The 17,561-nt window shown below is 73.0% G+C and carries 17 protein-coding genes; 4 read left to right on the forward strand and 13 right to left on the reverse strand.

Annotated features, from left to right (window positions below):
• Positions 1-55 precede the first annotated feature (55 nt).
• Positions 56-1,759, forward strand: a complete 1,704-nt coding sequence (locus ACFWYM_RS09060; RefSeq protein ID WP_384832336.1) for an AMP-binding protein — start codon at positions 56-58, stop codon at positions 1,757-1,759.
• A gap of 86 nt (positions 1,760-1,845) precedes the next feature.
• Here the strand turns inward: ACFWYM_RS09060 and ACFWYM_RS09065 are convergent, their stop codons facing one another.
• The 6 genes from ACFWYM_RS09065 to ACFWYM_RS09090 form a co-directional block, all read right to left on the reverse strand.
• Positions 1,846-2,685, reverse strand: coding sequence for an ABC transporter substrate-binding protein (locus ACFWYM_RS09065; protein WP_384832339.1), 840 nt, complete (start codon positions 2,683-2,685; stop codon positions 1,846-1,848).
• Complete coding sequence (locus ACFWYM_RS09070; protein ID WP_384832342.1) at positions 2,616-3,512, reverse strand: metal ABC transporter permease; 897 nt, start codon at positions 3,510-3,512, stop codon at positions 2,616-2,618. Before ACFWYM_RS09070 ends, ACFWYM_RS09065 begins: the two co-directional genes overlap by 70 nt.
• The gene (locus tag ACFWYM_RS09075) at positions 3,509-4,207 is read right to left on the reverse strand and encodes a metal ABC transporter ATP-binding protein (protein WP_384832345.1); all 699 of its coding nucleotides are present in this window, start codon (positions 4,205-4,207) and stop codon (positions 3,509-3,511) included. The genes ACFWYM_RS09070 and ACFWYM_RS09075 overlap by 4 nt, the downstream gene beginning before the upstream one ends.
• A 110-nt stretch (positions 4,208-4,317) precedes the next feature.
• Positions 4,318-4,800 (reverse strand): copper chaperone PCu(A)C, encoded by a 483-nt coding sequence (locus ACFWYM_RS09080; protein ID WP_384832347.1) that lies wholly within the window; start codon positions 4,798-4,800, stop codon positions 4,318-4,320.
• A complete protein-coding gene (locus tag ACFWYM_RS09085; RefSeq protein ID WP_384832725.1) occupies positions 4,797-7,040 on the reverse strand; it encodes a heavy metal translocating P-type ATPase in 2,244 nt (747 codons plus the stop codon). The genes ACFWYM_RS09080 and ACFWYM_RS09085 overlap by 4 nt, the downstream gene beginning before the upstream one ends.
• A gap of 53 nt (positions 7,041-7,093) precedes the next feature.
• The gene (locus tag ACFWYM_RS09090) at positions 7,094-7,291 is read right to left on the reverse strand and encodes a hypothetical protein (RefSeq protein WP_384832350.1); all 198 of its coding nucleotides are present in this window, start codon (positions 7,289-7,291) and stop codon (positions 7,094-7,096) included.
• Positions 7,292-7,421: 130 nt separating this feature from the next.
• Between ACFWYM_RS09090 and ACFWYM_RS09095 the strand changes: the two genes are divergently transcribed.
• Entirely contained in the window at positions 7,422-8,714 is a 1,293-nt protein-coding gene (locus tag ACFWYM_RS09095; protein ID WP_384832353.1) for an MFS transporter, read from the forward strand.
• On the opposite strand, the gene ACFWYM_RS09100 is transcribed toward ACFWYM_RS09095, so the two are convergent.
• Positions 8,617-9,225 (reverse strand): DUF2867 domain-containing protein, encoded by a 609-nt coding sequence (locus tag ACFWYM_RS09100; protein ID WP_384832356.1) that lies wholly within the window; start codon positions 9,223-9,225, stop codon positions 8,617-8,619. The genes ACFWYM_RS09095 and ACFWYM_RS09100 overlap by 98 nt on opposite strands.
• 115 nt (positions 9,226-9,340) lie before the next feature.
• On the opposite strand from ACFWYM_RS09100, the gene ACFWYM_RS09105 reads away from it, so the two are divergent.
• A complete protein-coding gene (locus ACFWYM_RS09105) occupies positions 9,341-9,898 on the forward strand; it encodes a TetR/AcrR family transcriptional regulator (protein WP_384832359.1) in 558 nt (185 codons plus the stop codon).
• Between the two features lie 60 nt (positions 9,899-9,958).
• Here the strand turns inward: ACFWYM_RS09105 and ACFWYM_RS09110 are convergent, their stop codons facing one another.
• The 3 genes from ACFWYM_RS09110 to katG form a co-directional block, all read right to left on the reverse strand.
• Positions 9,959-10,222, reverse strand: coding sequence for a GlsB/YeaQ/YmgE family stress response membrane protein (locus ACFWYM_RS09110; RefSeq protein ID WP_384832362.1), 264 nt, complete (start codon positions 10,220-10,222; stop codon positions 9,959-9,961).
• A gap of 93 nt (positions 10,223-10,315) precedes the next feature.
• Complete coding sequence (locus ACFWYM_RS09115; RefSeq protein WP_384832365.1) at positions 10,316-10,966, reverse strand: hypothetical protein; 651 nt, start codon at positions 10,964-10,966, stop codon at positions 10,316-10,318.
• 194 nt (positions 10,967-11,160) lie between these two features.
• Complete coding sequence (katG, locus tag ACFWYM_RS09120; protein WP_384832368.1) at positions 11,161-13,377, reverse strand: catalase/peroxidase HPI; 2,217 nt, start codon at positions 13,375-13,377, stop codon at positions 11,161-11,163.
• 351 nt (positions 13,378-13,728) lie between these two features.
• On the opposite strand from katG, the gene ACFWYM_RS09125 reads away from it, so the two are divergent.
• Positions 13,729-14,139: a Fur family transcriptional regulator gene (locus ACFWYM_RS09125; protein ID WP_384832371.1), complete on the forward strand. Its 411-nt coding sequence runs from the start codon at positions 13,729-13,731 to the stop codon at positions 14,137-14,139.
• 13 nt (positions 14,140-14,152) lie between these two features.
• Here the strand turns inward: ACFWYM_RS09125 and ACFWYM_RS09130 are convergent, their stop codons facing one another.
• The 3 genes from ACFWYM_RS09130 to ACFWYM_RS09140 all read right to left on the reverse strand — a co-directional run bounded on the left by ACFWYM_RS09130 (position 14,153) and on the right by ACFWYM_RS09140 (position 17,205).
• On the reverse strand, positions 14,153-14,746 hold the full coding sequence (locus tag ACFWYM_RS09130; RefSeq protein ID WP_384832374.1) for a TetR/AcrR family transcriptional regulator: 594 nt from the start codon (positions 14,744-14,746) through the stop codon (positions 14,153-14,155).
• Between the two features lie 58 nt (positions 14,747-14,804).
• On the reverse strand, positions 14,805-15,701 hold the full coding sequence (locus ACFWYM_RS09135; RefSeq protein ID WP_384832377.1) for a geranyl diphosphate 2-C-methyltransferase: 897 nt from the start codon (positions 15,699-15,701) through the stop codon (positions 14,805-14,807).
• A gap of 76 nt (positions 15,702-15,777) precedes the next feature.
• Positions 15,778-17,205 carry a family 2B encapsulin nanocompartment shell protein gene (locus ACFWYM_RS09140; protein WP_384832381.1) on the reverse strand — a complete coding sequence of 476 codons (1,428 nt, stop codon included), beginning with the start codon at positions 17,203-17,205 and terminating at the stop codon, positions 15,778-15,780.
• Between the last annotated feature and the right edge of the window lie 356 nt (positions 17,206-17,561).

Genomic DNA, 17,561 nt, shown 5'->3' on the forward strand with positions numbered 1-17,561 from the left:
CCCCACTCACCCGCGCGCCACCCACCACTCCGACTCCCACTCCCAGGAGCCCCGCATGACCCTCGCCCTCCCCGACCTCCTCCCCGCCGGCCTGCGCAGGTCCTGGGCCGCCGACGGGACCTGCCCCGACCTGGACCTCTACAGCCTGTTCCGGGCGCGGCAGATCGCCGACCCGCATCGCACCGCCGTCATCGACGGCAAGGGGAAGCTCTGTTACACCGCGCTCGACCGGAAGGCCCGATGTCTGGCCGCCGGGCTCTCGGGGCTCGGGATACGGGCGGGGGACGTCGTGGGCGTGCAGCTGCCCAGTGGCCGTCATGCCGTCGTCGCGGATCTCGCGCTCGCCGCGCTCGGGGCCGTCGCGCTGCCCTTCCCCGTGGGGCGGGGCGGGCGGGAGGCCGCGTCGCTGCTGCGCCGGTCCGAGGCGGTCGCCGTGCTCGCGGCGACCGAGCACCGGGGCGCCCACCACGCCGCCGACCTGCTCGCCCTCGCCGGGGAACTCCCCCACTTGCGTACGGTCGTCGCCACCGGGACCGCGGCGGAGGTGCCCGCGGGGGCCGTCGCCCTGTCCGCCCTCCTGCGGGACGGCGACCCCGCCGCCTTCACGCCGGTGCGGCCCGACCCCGACCGGGCCGCGCGCATCCTCGTCTCCTCCGGCTCCGAGGCCGAGCCGAAGATGGTCGCGTACTCGCACAACGCGCTGGCCGGGGGGCGCGGCAACTTCCTCGCCTCCCTCATGCCGGACGGCACCCCGCCGCGGTGTCTGTTCCTGGTCCCGCTGGCGTCGGCGTTCGGCAGCAACGGCACCGCCGTCGCGCTCGCCCGGCACGGCGGCACCCTCGTGCTCCTCGACCACTTCACGCCCGAGGCGGCCCTGGACGCGCTCGTCGAGCACCGGCCGACGCACGTCCTCGGGGTGCCGACGATGGTGCGGATGCTCCTGGACCGCATCACGAGCGGCGACGCCACCCGCCCCGAACTGCCCTCCCCCACCGCCCTCGTCGTCGGCGGCTCCCCCCTCGACGAAGCGACGGCCGCGGAGGCCCGGCGGGTCTTCGGCTGCCCGGTCGTCAACCTCTACGGCTCCGCCGACGGCGTCAACTGCCATACGGGGCTCGACGCACGGCCCGTCCAGGAGGAGCACGCCGCCGGGGTGCTCGCGGGCCGCCCGGACGCCCGCGTCGCGGAGATACGCATCGCCGTGCCGGACGCGCCCGGCCTCGTCGAGGCACCCGTGGGCGCCGTGGGCGAGATCGTCGCGCGCGGCCCCATGACGCCGCTCTGCTACGTCGCCGCCCCCGACCTGGACGCCCGCTACCGCACCGCCGACGGCTGGGTGCGCACGGGAGACCTGGGGCGGCTCGACGAGGACGGGACGCTGCGGGTGGTGGGGCGGCTCAAGGACGTGGTGATCCGGGGCGGCGCCAACATCAGCCCGGCGGAGGTGGAGGTCGAGCTGGCCGCGCACCCGCTGGTGCGGGACGTGGTGTGCGTCGGGGTCCCCGACCCCCTGATGGGCGAACGCCTCGCGGCCTGCGTGGTCGCGTCCACCGCTCGGCCGCCCACGCTCGCCGAGCTCTCCGCGCACCTGGACGCCCGCGGCCTGGAGCGCCGCAAGCACCCCGAACAGCTGCTCGTCGTCCGGGAGTTGCCGCTCACCCCGGCGGGCAAGCCGGACCGCCCGCTGCTGCGGAAGCGGCTGGGCGGCGCGTTCGAGGACATCGACGCGGGACGGCCGTCGCTGGCCGGGGCGGTCTGATCAGCCGTACGTGAGGGGGCCACCCGGATCATCCGGGTGGCCCCCTCACACCTGCACGTGCCGCTGCCGGTGGCGGCGGGCCTCGGTCAGCTCTCGCCCATCCCCTTCTTCACCGCCCCGGCCGCGTCCCGGTACACCGCCAGCAGGTCCAGGTCCTCGCCCGGGTAGTTGACGATCTCCACCTGCCGGGCGCCGGAGTCGGGCAGGACCTTGCCCGTCGTCATGTGGGCGTTGTCCAGGACGAGGGCGGGCTTCTTCTCCGACAGGTCGGACAGCTGCTTCGCGGTCACGGCCTCCGGGCCGTACGTGCCGACGACGTCCGCGCCCGCGAGCTTCGCGGACCACGCGGTGAACGTCTGCGCGGCGACCTTCGGCGCCCTGCCGCCGGGCCAGGACGCCGTCAGCTCCTTGTGCAGCTTGCCGTACTCGGCCTTGAAGGTCGTGTTCCAGCGGGCGGCCGCCGCCTCGGTGCCGAACTTCTTGCCCAGGCGCGTCACTTCGGCCGTCACCTTGGCGGCGTCGTTGTCGAGGCCGACCTCGACGAGCTCGGCGTCGGAGCCGGCCGCGTCCTTGATCTTCGCCGCGTACGGCTCGAAGGGCGCGTAGAGCACGAAGTCGGCGTCGGCGACGGCCGCGAGGTCGGACGGCTTCGGGTCGTAGTCGGGGGCGTGGTGCACCGACTTCGGGACGATCACCCGCACGTCGCGGGCGCCCGCCGCCTTGGCGAAGGCGCCCTCCCAGGTGGTGGTGACCACGACGGACGGCGACCCGCCCTTGGAGCCCTTGCCCGCGGAGCCGGACTTCTCGCTGTCGCCCCCGCAGGCCGTCGCGGTGAACGCGAGGCCCGCGGCCAGGGTCAGTGCGAGGGAGGCAGGGACGGAGCGGTGGGAGGGGACTGCGGGGATACGGACGCGGGTGCGCGCCATGAGCTGATTCTCCGTTCGGGGATGAGATGGACGGCGAGGACCACGGCCCCGGCCGTCAGGACAAGCACGGGGCCCGGCGGCAGGTCGAACTTGAGGGCGACGAGGAACCCGGAGAGGTTCACGGCGACGCCGATGCCGACCGCCCAGGCGGTGATGGACTTCAGGGACGACCCGAGGCGCCGGGCGGCGAGCGCGGGCAGCAGGGTGAGCGCGTCGACGAGCAGCGCGCCGGTGAGTTTGATCGCCCCGGCGACGGCCACCGCGACCAGGACGAGCAGCAGCAGGGTGAGCCGCTCGACGCGGACCCCTGAGGACAGGGCGAGTTCACGGTCGTACAGGAGCAGCGCGAGGTCGCGGCGGCGCCACCAGAACAGCACGGGAACGGCGACGGCCAGCGCTCCGACCACCCACAGGTCGGCGGCGCCGACGGAGAGGATCGAGCCCCACAGGAGCGCGAAGGCGCCCGAGGCGTTCACCCCGGACACCGCGAGCACCAGGAGCGCGGCCGCGATCGCGAGGCTCATCAGCAGGCCCATCGCCCCGGAGAGGCCGTCCGGGGTGCGGGCGAGCGGGGCGACCGAGGCGCCCGCGAGTCCGCAGGCGACCAGGGCGCACAGCATCGGGTCGAGCCCGGTGAGCAGGCCCACGGCGATGCCGAGCAGCGCGACGTGCATCATCGCGAACCGCACCGGCATGATGTCGAGCCCCACGATGACGACCCCGATCACGGGGAGCCCCAGAGCCGCCAACAGCAGTGCTGCGCCCGCCCGTTGGACCGGCAGCAGCTGCAGCAGGACGCCGAGGTCGGCCGACGCGACGGCGGTCACCGGGCGCCTCCCGCCGCCGAGGCGTCGCGCGCCACCGCGCGCAGGGTGCCCGCGGCCATCTCCAGGGTCCGGTCGCAGCGGTCGGCGAGGGACCGGTCGTGGGTGACGACGAGGACCGTCACGGGCAGCGACAGGAGCACGTCGGCGGCCTCTTCCTGGCCTTCGAAGTCGAGGGCGGCGGTGGGTTCGTCGGCGAGCAGCACCCCGGCGCCCGCGGCGACGCAGCCGACCGCCCGCGCCAGGTACATGCGCTGGAGCTGGCCGCCGGACAGGGTGTGCAGGGGCCGGTCCGCGAGGTGGGCCACGCCCAGCCTCCCGGCCGCTTCCCCGGCCGGGCCCGCCGCGCCGCCGCTGGCCAGCAACTCCCGTGCGAGCAGCGGGAACCGGCCCACGGCGGGCTTCTGCGGGATCCACGCGCAGGCGCGCCGCCGCCATGCCCACTCGGCGGCGCTGCCCGCCGTGCGGCCGCCGACGCGGATGGTCCCGCCGACCCGGCGGTGCAGGCCGAGCACGGCCCGCAACAGGGTCGTCTTGCCCGACCCGTTGGTGCCGGTCAGGGCGATCCGCTCACCTGCCGCGACGTCGAGGTCCACGCCGCGCACGGCCTCGACCCGCCCGTGGCGGCAGGCGACGTCGCGCATCCGTACGTCGAGACCGTCCGTCCCGCCCGCCCCGCGCGCGTCGGGACCGTCCATGGCGCTGCTCACTCCCCGCTCACTCCCCACTTCTGCCTGCTCGGTGTTCCTCGACAGGAGTCGGGGCGCGGGACCGATGAGTTCCCGGCGGATCCAAGTCGGGCGTGGCGTCAGCCACCGGGGCGGACCACGACCGCCTCCGCCGCGACGCGGCCCCCGTGCCGGAAGGTCAGCTCGAACCGCACCCGGTCCCCCACCCGCCAGTCGGCGCGCGCCGTGAGCATGATGTCCAGGCCGTCGGGCGCCATCGCGAGGGTCGCGCGCGCCGGGACGGTCGCGGAGCCCACCATGCGCATGGACGCCGCCCCGCCGCCCAGAGGCGCGTACCGGCCGAGCATCACGTCGTCGACGCCGGGCGCCGTCACGGACACCAACTGGTCGTCCGCGCCACCGGAGTTGGTGATCCGGAAGAACGCGGCGGTGTCCGTGGTGTCGCCGTACGGCAGGAAGACACGCCCCGCGTCGACCTCGATGCGCGGCGGGCTGCCCGCGGCTCCGGAGCCGGTCCACAGGACGAGCCCGCACAGGGCGACGGCGCTCGCCGCCACCGGAGCCAGCGCGGCGCGCAGCGCATCGGCCGTCCGTCGGGTCATCGCAGTCCTCCTCGTACGGGCTGCCAGGTGCGCAGCCGCAAGCTGTTGCCGACCACCAGGAGCGAGCTGGCGGACATCGCGGCGGCGGCGACCATCGGGTTGAGCAGCCCGACCGCGGCGAGCGGCAGCGTGACGGCGTTGTAGCCGAAGGCCCACAGCAGGTTGGTCCTGATGGTGGCGAGGGTGCGCCGGGCGAGCCGGACCGCGTCGGCGACGGCCTCGATGTCGCCGCGCACGAGCGTCACGTCGGCGGCGCCGATGGCCGCGTCGGTGCCGCCGCCCATGGCGATCCCGAGGTCGGCCCCGGCGAGGGCGGCCGCGTCGTTGACACCGTCACCGATGACCGCGACCCGGCGCCCCTCGGCCTTCAACTCCCTGACGAGGGCTGCCTTCTGCTCCGGTGTGCGGCGGGCGTGCACCTCGTGGATGCCGAGGTCGGCGGCGACGGCGCGGGCGGTGGCCGCACGGTCCCCGGTGGCGAGGACGGGGCGCACGCCGAGCCGCCGGAGCCGGTGCACGGCGCGGTAGCTGCCGGGCCTCGGCAGGTCCGCGAGGGCGATGAGCGCCGCGGGCTCGCCGTCGACACGGACCAGGACGGCGGTGTGCGCGGCGGTCTCGGCCTCGGCGAGCGCTCCGCTCAGGGCGCCGTCCAGGGGACCGTCCGGGACGCCCTCCAACGCGTCGCCCGGCGCGCCGACTTCGACGAGCCGCCCTGCGACACGGCCGCGCACGCCCCGCCCGGCGTCGGCCCGGAACTCCCGTACGTCCGGGAGCCCTTCGTCGCCCGCGCGGCTCTGCGCGTACGCGGCGACGGCCCGCCCCACCGGGTGTTCCGACCCTTGCTCCACGGCCCCCGCGAGCCGCACCACCTTCTCTTCCCCGATGCCGTCGGGGCGGGCGGTGACGCGGGTGACGCTCATGTGCCCGGAGGTGAGCGTGCCCGTCTTGTCGAGGACGACGGTGTCGATGCGGCGCAGCGTCTCCAGGGCGCGGGCACCGCTGACCAGGACGCCGAGCCGGGCACCCCGGCCGGTGGCGGCGAGGAGTGCGGTGGGGGTGGCCAGGCCGAGCGCGCAGGGGCAGGCGACGACGAGGACGGCGACGCTCGCGGTGACGGCCGCCTGCGCGTCGGCCCCGGCGCCGAGCCAGAACCCGAGCACGGTGACGGCGAGGGCGAGCACGACCGGCACGAACACCCCGGCCACCGCGTCGGCGAGCCGCTGGGCGCGCGCCTTGCCCGCCTGAGCATCCGTCACCATGCGGGTGATGCGGGCGAGTTGAGTGTCGGCGCCGACCGCCGTGGCGCGCACGAGCAGCAGCCCGCCCACGTTGACGGCGCCTCCGGTCACCGCGGAGCCCGGCCCGACCTCGACGGGCTCGCTCTCCCCGGTGACGAGCGACAGATCCACGGCGGACCCACCCGAGTCGACGACCCCGTCGGTGGCGACCCGCTCCCCCGGCCGCACGACGAAGACCTGCCCCTTCACCAACTCCCCGATGGGTACGCGCCGTTCGGTCCCGGCCCCGCCGTCCCGCACCGCGACATCCTTGACCGCGAGCCCGGCAAGGGACCGCAGCGCCTCCCCGGTGCCACGCCGCGCCCTCTCCTCCAGGCAGCGCCCGGCGAGCACGGACAGCGGCACCCCGACGGCCGCCTCCAGGTACACATGCGCGACACCCTGCTGCCCCGCACCGGAGACCCACAGGGTGAACGGCATCCGCATGCCCGGCACCCCCGCACCGCCCAGGAAGAGCGCGTACGTGGACCAGGCGAACGACGCGGCGACGCCGAGCGACACGAGCGTGTCCATCGTCGCCGCCGAGTGCCGCAGCCCGCGCAGCGCCCGGACGTGGAAGGGCCACGCACCCCACACGGCGACCGGCGCGGCGAGCACGAAGCACAGCCACTGCCAGTTGCGGAACTGGAGGGCGGGCACCATCGAGAGGACGAGGACGGGGGTGGAGAGGAGGGCGGTGACGAGGAGTCGCCGCAGGTCGTCGCGTGACCCCGACTCGGCTTCCTCCGCCGGGTGTTGCGGTTTCTGTTTCTCGTCCTCGGGTTCCGGAGGCAGCTCCGCCGTGTAGCCGGCGCGCTCGACGGCGGCGACGAGCTCTTCGGGCGCGAGGTCCGGCGGGTGGCTGACGCGGGCGCGACCGGTGGCGAGGTTGACCGTGGCGGTCACCCCCTCAAGGCGCCCGAGCCGCTTCTCGACGCGCTTCACACAGGCCGCGCAGGTCATGCCGCCGACGGTCAGGTCGGTGGTGGCGGCGGTGTCGGCCGCCTCGACGCCGCTCACCCGTGTCCTCCGTGCATGCCGCCCATGTCGCCGCCCCCGCCGCTCTCTCGGCCACCGGGGTCATCGGTGTCGCCGCGGTGCATGCCGGGCGCGACCGGCCCGGCGGCCGACCCCACGGCGTAGGCCACCGCGAACATCGCCGCGAGCAGCAGGAGGAAGGCGCAGAGCGCGAACGGAAGCTGGGACTTGCTCATCACCTCTCAGGAGTCGGACGGGGGCGGCGATCAGTTCCCGATGTCTTTCCCGCGCAGCTCTTGCCCTTGCGAGTAATAAGCAACAATCTTGACTGGTCCTTACCTACCGTCCAGGAGGCGGAGCCTTCGCATGCCCAGGTTCGTGCCGGTCGCCGGGCCCCAACGCACCCTCGCCGCGGCCAACTTCGTCTACACCGTCGGCAGCGGCGTCTACCTCACGGCGGGGGTGCTGTACTTCACGGAGGCCGTGCGCCTCCCGGCCGGGCAGGTGGGGCTGGGGCTCGGCGTCGCCGGGCTCGTCTCGCTGCTCGCGGGCATCGCCGTCGGGCACCTCGCGGACGCCCGCGGAGCGCGCGGCGTCTATGCGGGGACGCTCGTCGTACAGGCCCTGGCGACGGCCGGGTTCGTCCTCGCGGACGGCTTCTGGCCGTTCGTCCTCGCGGTGACCGCGGCCACCGGGGCGAAGGCGGCGGGGGTGGCCGCGCGCTCCCCGCTCATCCGGCACTACGGAGGCGAGCGGCCGCAGGAGTTCCGCGCCTATCTGCGCGCCGTGACCAACGTCGGGGTCTCACTGGGCGCGCTGCTGGCGGGCTGGGCGGTGCAGGTCGACACCCTGACCGCGTATCAACTCCTCGTCGTCGGCAACGCGTTCGCCTTCCTCGCGTCGGCCGTGATGCTGGTCCGGCTGCCGTCGGTCGCGCCCTCGCCCGCCGCGCGCGGACCGCGCTGGGTGGCTCTGCGGGACCGCCCGTATCTGGTCCTCACCGCGCTCGACGGCGTGATGGCCGTCCAGTTCAAGGTGCTCACGGTGGCCGTGCCGCTGTGGCTGGTGGCGGCCACGAGTGCGCCGCGCTGGCTCATCTCGGGGACGATGCTCGTCAACACGGTGCTCATCATCGCCCTGCAGGTGCGGGCGAGCCGTTCCGTCGACTCGCCCGCGGCCGGGGGCCGCGCCTATCGCCGTGCCGGAGCGGCCTTCCTCGTCGCGTGCGCGCTCATCTCCTTCTCGGCGGGCGTCCCGGCGTGGGCGGCCGCCGCCCTCCTCATGGCCGCGGTGGCCGTCCACACCGTCGGTGAACTCTGGCACTCCGCCGGCGGGTTCGAGGTCTCCTTCGCCCTCGCCCCGCACCACGCCACCGGCCAGTACCTGGGCGTCTTCGGGCTGGGCGCGGGACTCGCCGAGGCCCTCGGCCCCGGTCTGCTCATCTCGCTCTGCATCACCTGGGGCCGGCCCGGCTGGTACGTCGTCGGGGCCCTGTTCGCCGTGACGGGTCTCGCGGCGCCGCTCGCCGTGCGATGGGCGGAGCGCCGCCGCAGCGCGGGCGTCAGTGCGCCGCGCGGCGACGCGTCTCGTTCTGCCGCCACTCCCGGCCCGCCTGTCGCATCAGTGCCGGGTACACCCCCAGGTACCGGAAGGGCTTGATGCCCAGCATGTACAGGGAGCCGAGGCGGCCGTTGGGCCTGACCAGGACGGCCATCTGGCCCCGGTAGCCGCCGTGGCCGTCGGGGACCCAGCCGATGTGCATCACCCCGTGCATGGTCTTGTTGGCGTACTCGGCGGCCCACTCGTCGTGCGTCTGGAAAATCGAGGTGAAGGGCGCGGAGTCGGGACCCCGCGACCCCTCCCGCAGATCGTCCGGCAGCCGGTCGCGCAGCGTCGCCACGCGGTCGCCGACACCGGACTCCGGCCCGTCCCAGCCGAGCAGCGCGCCGAGCTTCCAGCGCACCGCGAAGAGGAAGCGGCCCACGGCGTCGGCGCCGGTCGGCTTCTCGTCGCCGTCGGCCGCGATCTGCTCGACGAGGTGGTGCAGATCGTCCGGGCCGCCGGGCGTCGGAATCATCCACACGTCCTCGAGCCGGAAGTCCCCGGCGATCTCGTGGACGCGCCAGGCGCGGTGGGTGTGGTCGGTGGCGGGAAGGCGCAGGCTGCTCATGACGGACCCCCTGTCCATACGGTCTATACGGTGCCGTATAAAGCGAGCATAGACCCATCTATACGGCGCCGTATACTCGTGGCGGGCCAGGGGGATTGTGAAAGGAGACACAAACATGGGCGCGGTCCGCACCCCGCGGGAGAAGTGGATCGAGGAGGGTCTGCGGGCCCTCGCCGCGGGCGGCCCCGAGGCCGTCCGGGTCGAGGTCCTCGCGCAGGCTCTCGGCGTCAGCAAGGGCGGCTTCTACGGCTACTTCCGCAACCGCGCCGCTCTGCTGGAGGAGATGCTCGACACCTGGGAGCGCGGAGTCAGCGATGACGTGATCGAGGAGATCGAGCGCGACGGCGGCGACGCCCGCGAGCGGCTCGAGCGGCTCTTCGACTACGTGGGCGGGCACGGAACCCACGTCACCAGCCCCGCCCTCGAACTCACGATCCGCGACTGGGCCCGCCGCGACGAGATCGTGGCGGGCCGGCTGCGCCGCGTCGACAACCGGCGCATGGACTATCTGCGGGGGCTCTACGGCGCCTTCTGCCCCGACGAGGGTGACGTCGAGGCCCGCTGCCTGATCAGCTTCTCGCTGCGCGTCGGCGACCATCTCATCGCGGCCGACAACGGCCCGCGCAGCCGTACGGAAGTCCTCGCCGCGGTCAGGAAGAGGCTGCTCGCCTGAGCGGCGCGGGCAGTTCGCGCACCCGCGCCCCCGGCTCAGCTCAACTCAGCTCGGCTCGGCTCAGCGCCGCCCCTTCGCCCGCTCCAGGCCCGCGACGCCGACCGCGGCCAGGCCGACCTGGATGGCCAGTTCGATCCAGTCGATGCCCTTGGTGTCGGCGACGTCGAACGCGACGGCGATGGCGGTGCCGACGAACGCCGCCGCGATGCCGACCAGGATCGTCCACAGCACACCGATGTGCTGACGGCCCGGAATGACCAGGCGGCCCAGGACTCCGATCACGATGCCGATCAGGATCGCGCTGATGATGCCCGAGATCTCCATGCCGCTCGCCTCTCGTCGACAGAGCACTCGACTTCATGAGTGCCCACGTCAAGGCGGGGCAGTCCTCGGCTCGGCCCGGCGCGCACCCGTCTGTTACGGGTGCGGCAGGGGCGGGTCACCGAGGCCGTCGCGCAGGAAGGGCAGCATCCCCCGCTCCAGCAGCGCCCGTTCCCACGCGTCCCGGGCCGCGCCGACCTCGGCGTCCTCGGCCAGGGACGGAGTGCCCTCCGCCACGGGCCGGTTGCGGGCCGCGGCCGAGAGCAGCCAGGCCAGATCGCCCACCGCCGCGCCGACCGCCACGCACGCGCACACCACCCCGGCCGTGAGCAGCCCGCCGCCGACGTAGTGGCGGCCGTCGACGGCGCTCATCACGAATCCCCACACCAGGAAGACCACCGACGCGATGCCGGACAGGGCCGGCACGACGATCGCGAGCGCGGGCAGGATGCCGTCGCGGGTGCGGGAGAAGGGGGCGGGGGTCTCGTCGACGCCCTGCGCCAGGCCGGGGGCGCGCTGCGCCGCGTGCTCCTTCGCCTCCTGGTAGGCCGCGTACTCCGCGGCGGCCGCGGCCTCTATGGCGCCCCTGCCCCGCAGGGCGCTCGCGCGCAGCCGCGCCCGGTCGGCGGCTCGCGCCGGGCGGGCCAGCTCTCGCGCCATCTCACGGGAGTTCAGGGCTCGGTCGAGTATCTCCTCGAAGGCGGCGGCGCGTTCCGCCGTCGGTTCGTCGTACTCCATGATGCGCATGTCCATCCCCCGATGAATGTCCGTGCGGGGCGCAGGGCCCCGCATGTGGACGACGTGTCGGCTTGCCTGGACGGTTCCGTCCGGGGGGTGAAGGGTTCCGGAACGGAAAACGTCCAGGGCCGACCCTAACGGGCCGGCCCTGGACGTCAGCACCGGGTGATCTCCGGAGGATCCGGGCGATCAGGGAGTGCCGGTCAGGCGATGTCGAACCGGTCGAGGTTCATGACCTTGTCCCACGCCGCGACGAAGTCCTTCACGAACTTCGCCTTCGCGTCGTCGCTCGCGTACACCTCGGCGACCGCGCGCAGCTCGGAGTTGGAGCCGAAGACGAGGTCGGCACGGGTGCCGGTCCACTTGACGGCACCGGAGGCGTCGCGGGCCTCGAACTCGTCCTGCGCCTCGGACGTGGACTTCCACTGCGTGTCCAGGTCGAGCAGGTTGACGAAGAAGTCGTTCGTCAACGTGCCCGGCCGGTCGGTGAGGACGCCGTGCTTGCTGCCCTGGTGGTTGGCGCCCAGGACGCGCAGGCCGCCGACGAGGACGGTCAGCTCGGGGGCGCTCAGGTTGAGCAGGTTCGCCTTGTCGATCAGCAGGTACTCGGCGGGCAGGCGGTTGCCCTTGCCGACGTAGTTGCGGAACCCGTCGGCGCTCGGCTCGAGCGCGGCGAACGACTCGACGTCCGTCTGCTCCTGCGAGGCGTCGACGCGGCCCGGCGTGAACGGCACCTCGACCTCGACGCCGCCGTCCCCCGCCGCCTTCTCGACGGCCGCGGTGCCCGCGAGCACCACGAGGTCGGCCAGCGAGACCCGCTTGCCGCCCTGGGAGTTGAACGACTCCTGGATGCCCTCGAGGGTGCGCAGGACCTGGGCGAGCGCGTCCGGGTTGTTGACCTCCCAGCCGCGCTGCGGCTCCAGGCGGATGCGGCCGCCGTTGGCGCCGCCGCGCTTGTCGCTGCCGCGGAAGGAGGAGGCGGCGGCCCAGGCGGCGGAGACCAGCTGGGCGACCGTCAGGTCCGTGCCGAGGACCTGCTCCTTGAGGGCGGCGACGTCGGCGGCGCCGAGGACCTCACCGGTGCGCTGCGGCAGCGGGTCCTGCCACAGGAGCTCCTCGGCGGGGACCTCGGGGCCGAGGTAGCGGACGACCGGGCCCATGTCACGGTGCGTCAGCTTGTACCAGGCGCGGGCGAAGGCGTCCGCGAACAGCTCCGGGTTCTCGTAGAAGCGGCGCGAGATCTGCTCGTAGACCGGGTCGAAGCGGAGCGACAGGTCGGTGGTGAGCATCGTCGGAAGCTGCTTCTTCGACGCGTCGAAGGCGTCGGGAATGATCGCCTCGGCGTTCTTCGCGACCCACTGGTTGGCACCGGCCGGACTCTGCGTGAGCTCGTACTCGTACTCGAAGAGGTTCTTGAAGAAGTTGTTGCTCCACTGGGTGGGCGTCTCGGTCCACGTCACCTCGAGGCCCGAGGTGATCGCGTCCTTGCCGACGCCCGTGCCGTGGGTGCTCTTCCAACCGAGGCCCTGCTGGTCCATCGGCGCGGCCTCGGGGTCGTTGCCGACGGCGTCCGCCGGGCCCGCCCCGTGGGTCTTGCCGAAGGTGTGGCCGCCCGCGATGAGGGCGACGGTCTCCTCGTCGTTCATCGCCATGCGGCGGAACGTCTCGCGGATGTCGCGGGCCGCGGCGACCGGGTCCGGGTTGCCGTTGGGGCCCTCGGGGTTGACGTAGATGAGGCCCATCTGGACCGCTGCCAGGGGGTTCTCCAGTTCGCGGTCGCCGGTGTAGCGGGCGTCGCCGAGCCACTCGGTCTCGGGACCCCAGTAGACGTCCTCGTCGGGCTCCCACTCGTCCACGCGGCCGCCGGCGAACCCGAAGGTCTTGAAGCCCATGGTCTCCAGGGCGACATTGCCGGTGAGGACCATGAGGTCGGCCCAGGAGATGGACTGGCCGTACTTCTTCTTGACCGGCCACAGCAGACGGCGGGCCTTGTCCAGGCTCGCGTTGTCCGGCCAGCTGTTGAGCGGGGCGAAGCGCTGCTGGCCGCCGCCCGCGCCGCCGCGGCCGTCGCTGATCCGGTAGGTGCCCGCGCTGTGCCAGGCCATGCGGATCATCAGCGGGCCGTAGTTGCCGAAGTCGGCGGGCCACCAGTCCTGCGAGGTGGTCAGGACCTCGGCGATGTCCCGCTTCACGGCGGGCAGGTCGAGGGACGTGAATGCCTCGGCGTAGTCGAATTCCTCACCGAGGGGGTTGGCCACGGCGGGGTTCTTGGCCAGAATCTTCAGGTTCAGCCGGTCCGGCCACCACTGGCGGTTGCCACCGCCCTGGGTCGGGTGCGGGGCGCGACCGTGGGCGACCGGGCAGCCGGTGGCGTCCGCCGGCTCGGGGTCGGTGACGATCGCGTCGTGGTTCTCAGTCATGGGAATCCTTCCGGACGGGGCGGATCACGATGCTCAGGAACTGCGGGCGGTGGAACGACGAATACGCGGCCATGCAGGTGTGGGAGGCCACACGCACGGCACTGGGAGGAAGCACGGCACACCGAGGAGTACGGCTGGAGAGGAGCTGCGGCTCACGTCGTCCCACACCCCGGAGGCGATCGCCTCGGTGCGAGCGGACCCGCTTCCTGAAGTCACGCACCATTCCTCGCTGTTGCCCTGTCCCTTGGCCGTCGGCCGGAACCGATCCTACGATGGACGAAATCCAAGTCAATACGACAGACAGGCCCGTACGGATTCATCCGTCGGACGACGCACAGTTAGGCTGGTGGCATGAGTGACCTGCTCGAAAGGCTTCGTGGACGCGGCTGGCGGCTGACGGCTCAGCGCCGCGTGGTGGCCGAGGTTCTGGACGGCGACCACATCCACCTCACCGCGGACGAAGTGCTCGCGCGCGCCACCAGCCGCCTCCCGGAGATCTCCAGAGCGACCGTCTACAACACCCTCGGTGAACTCGTCACGCTCGGCGAGGTGATCGAGGTGGCGACCGACGGCCGCGCCAAGCGCTACGACCCCAACGCCCACCACCCCCACCAGCACCTGGTGTGTTCGGGCTGCGGCGCGATCCGCGACGTGCACCCGGGCGGCGACCCGCTGGCCGCGCTGCCGGACTCGGAGCGCTTCGGCTTCACGGTCTCCGACGTCGAGGTGACCTACCGGGGCCTGTGCCCCGACTGCGCCTGAAGCAGCGCGCGGCTCACGGGCTGAGGGAACACCAGATCCGCTCCGGCAGGATGCGCGCGGCCTGATCGAGGTCGACGTCGTCGATGCCGGACAGCCACCGGCGCGCCGTCGCGATGACCGGCCCCATGACGAGCGCCTCCACCAACGGCACGGGCAGCGGGGCGAGTTCACCCGCCTCGATGTGCGCGCGCACCCAGTCGGCCAGCGGCGAGAGCCGGGCCTCCTGGGCGTCGCGCAACTGCTTGGCCTGCGCCATCCCCAGCCGGTCGGCGTACGAGGAGTGGAGCAGGCGAGCCGCGTCCGGATGCTCCTGGACGAAGGCCAGATAGGTCCGCACCAGGGCCCGCACGCCGGTCCGGGCCGTGCGGGACCGCTCGACGGCCGCGGCGAGTTCTTCGAGGAGGCGGCCGAGCCAGCGGAGCAGCAGCGCGTTCATGAGCCCGTCGACGCTGCCGAAGTGGTGGTAGAGACTGCCCGGGCTGACGCGACTGGACCGGGTCAGCGCGCTGACGGTGACGCCCTGTTCGCCGGAGTCGGCGTACACCCGCAGCGCCGTGTCCAGGAGGCGGTCGGCCGTCTCGGCGCCGCGTTGTTGCTTGGGACTCATGATGCCGGCCAGCGTAACTACTCCCCGCCGGTGTACGCCGACCCCGAGGGGCGCTCCCTCAGATGCGGTCGGCCGCGATGAGCAGATAGTGGAAGCTGCCCTCGCGGTACGCCGTCAGGAAGGGCTCCTCGATGCCGGTGGCGAGCGTCGACTTGGCGCGCAGTTCCCAGTAGGGGATGGTCGCGGCCGTGAGGTCGACGACGTTGATGGGCACGAGGCCGTTGGCGGCGAGCGCCTTGAAGTAGGCGCTGCGGGGGTGGATGTTGCACGTGTAGTGCTCGTCGATGCGGCTGACGGCCTTGGAGCGCAGCCCCGTCACGTCGTTGGAGCAGCCCGTGATGGTCACGTAGCGGCCGCCGCGGGTCAACTGCCGGGCGTGCTCGGCGAACAGCTCGTGCAGGTCCACGTACATGGTGGACTCGTTGTTCCAGCTGCCCTGGAAGGCGCCGGTGGGCAGGCCGGTGTCGAGCATGTTGCGGAAGTGGTAGCGGACCTTGTCGTCCACGCCGCGCTTGCGGGCCTGGGTGCCCGCGAAGTCGACCTGGGACTCGGAGATCGAGACCCCGTCGACCTCGCAGCCGAAGCGGGCGTTGGCCATGACGCTCGTGCCGCCGCGGCCGCAGCCCGCGTCCAGTAACCGGTGGGCGGGCGCGATCGGGCCCAGGTGGTCGAGGAGGACGTCGGCCTGGGCGGACTCCAGGCGGTGCAGCTCCGCGATGATCTGCTTGTCCCGGGTCTCCTCGGGGCCTTCGAGGACGGCGGGGTCCCAGTCGCCGATGCCGTAGTGGTGGTGGTAGAGGCCGTCGACGTCGCCGAGGCGGAGGTTGACCGGGTCCTTCTCGTTGTTCCAGTACTGCGCGACCGCCTGCTGGTAGGCGGTGCGCAGGACGCGCGCGGAGGAGGCGGAGTTCGCAGGGGAGGCGGAGTTCGTGGAGGGTTCCGAAGTAGTCGTCATCGTGCGGGCTCCTTACACAACGTGCCGACGCTTGCGCGGCGTTCGGGGCGGGCGGAGGGTGGGGCGGCGGCCGGTGTCAGTCGGCGGTGCGGGACACCTCGACGTTCTCCAGGACGCCGAGCGCGTCGGGCACGAGCACCGCCCCCGAGTAGTAGGTGCTGACCAGGTACGAGATGACGGCCTGGTCGTTGATGCCCATGAACCGCACGTTCAGGCCCGGCTCGTACTCGTCGGGGATGCCGACCTGGCGCAGGCCGACCACGCCGGCCGCCTCCTCGCCGGTGCGCATCGCCAGGACCGACGTGGTGCCCTCGGCCGAGACCCCCAGCTTTCCCAGCGGGAAGATCGGCACGCCGCGCCAGGCCGGGATGCGGTGGCCGCCCACCTCGGCGTCGCCGAAGTAGATGCCGCGCCGGTTGCACTCGCGGCCGAACGCCGCGATGGCGCGCGGGTGCGCGAAGAACGCCTTGGTCTGGCGGCGCATGGCGAGCAGTTCGTCGAAGTCGTCCGGTGTGGGCGGGCCGGAGTGGGTGGAGATCCGCTGCCCGTAGTCCGCGTTGTGGAGCAGCCCGAACTCGCGGTTGTTGACGAGCTCCCACTCCTGGCGCTCGCGCAGCGCCTCGATGGTGAGCCGCAGCTGCTGCTCGACCTGGTTCATCGGCTCGTTGTAGAGGTCCGCGACGCGCGTGTGGACCTTGAGGACGGTCTGCGCGACGCTCAAGTCGTACTCGCGGGGCTGCAGTTCGTAGTCCACGAAGGTGCCTGGCAGGACCGGTTCGCCCGCGTGCCCGGCGGCCAGCGCGATGTCGGCCTCGCCGCGCTTGTTCTGCGGCCGCTCCCCCTCGGTCTGCCGCCGCCGTACGTGGGAGCTCAGCGCCTCGCTCTGGCCCGCGACCTCCTCGTACGCCTGCCGGGGCAGCGCCAGGACGGTGCACGCGGTCACGGCGCGCACGGTGAACTCCCAGTCGCCGGGCTCGGCGGAGACGACCTGGCCGCCGAAGAACCCGCCGTCGGCGATGAGGCCGAGCCGGGTCTCCTCTCCGTACTTGCCGGTGCCGACCTTCTCCGCCTTGCCGTGGGCGAGCAGATAGACGTGGTCGGCGGGGCGGCCCGCCTCGGCGAGCACCTGGCCCGGTCCGAACTCCCGCTGCTGGAACCGCTCGGCGAGCGCCTGCAGCGCGTCGGCCTCGTCGAATCCGCGCAGCAGCGGCAGCTCCGCCAGCTCCGCGGGCACCACCCGCACGTCCGCGCCTTCTTGTACGAAGGTCACGCGCCCGTCGCCGACCGCGTACACCAGACGCCGGTTGACCCGGTAGGTGCCGCCGCGCACCTCCACCCAGGGCAGGGTCCGCAGCAGCCAGCGCGAGCTGATGTTCTGCATCTGCGGAACGGTCTTGGTGGTGGTCGCCAGATTGCGCGCCGCCGCGATGCCCAGGCTCAACTGGGCCTGTCCCGCACTCTGTTCAGGTTGTTCCGACTGCTCCGCCGACGATGCGGTCGTCATCCCTGTTCCCTTCCACTGCCATTGGGGGCTGCGCGCCGCAAGTGAATCAGCGTGCGACGAGGGTGGTCGAGAGTGACCACAGATGCACACAACGCGTTTGCGCCAGGGGCACCGCACCCCCGCTGGGCCCGCCACGTCCACCGATGCCCTGGCATGCCGATCGCGTCCGCGGTGGAGGACGTCCGGATTTCGGCGCATGACCTCGGCCATCGTTCAGTGCTTCAACTACCTGGGCTTATAGCGATGGTGAGGATGTGTCAGAAGTGACCGCGGGAGCCGGGAGCGCGGTAGAGGTGTCCTTGTCCGGCCCCCGCGCGCCGTGCTATCCCTTCGTCGTGTGTGCGCCGAGCCGAGCC

Origin of the sequence: Streptomyces sp. NPDC059009 (assembly GCF_042740175.1) — a bacterium.
Classification (GTDB): Bacteria; Actinomycetota; Actinomycetes; order Streptomycetales; family Streptomycetaceae; genus Streptomyces.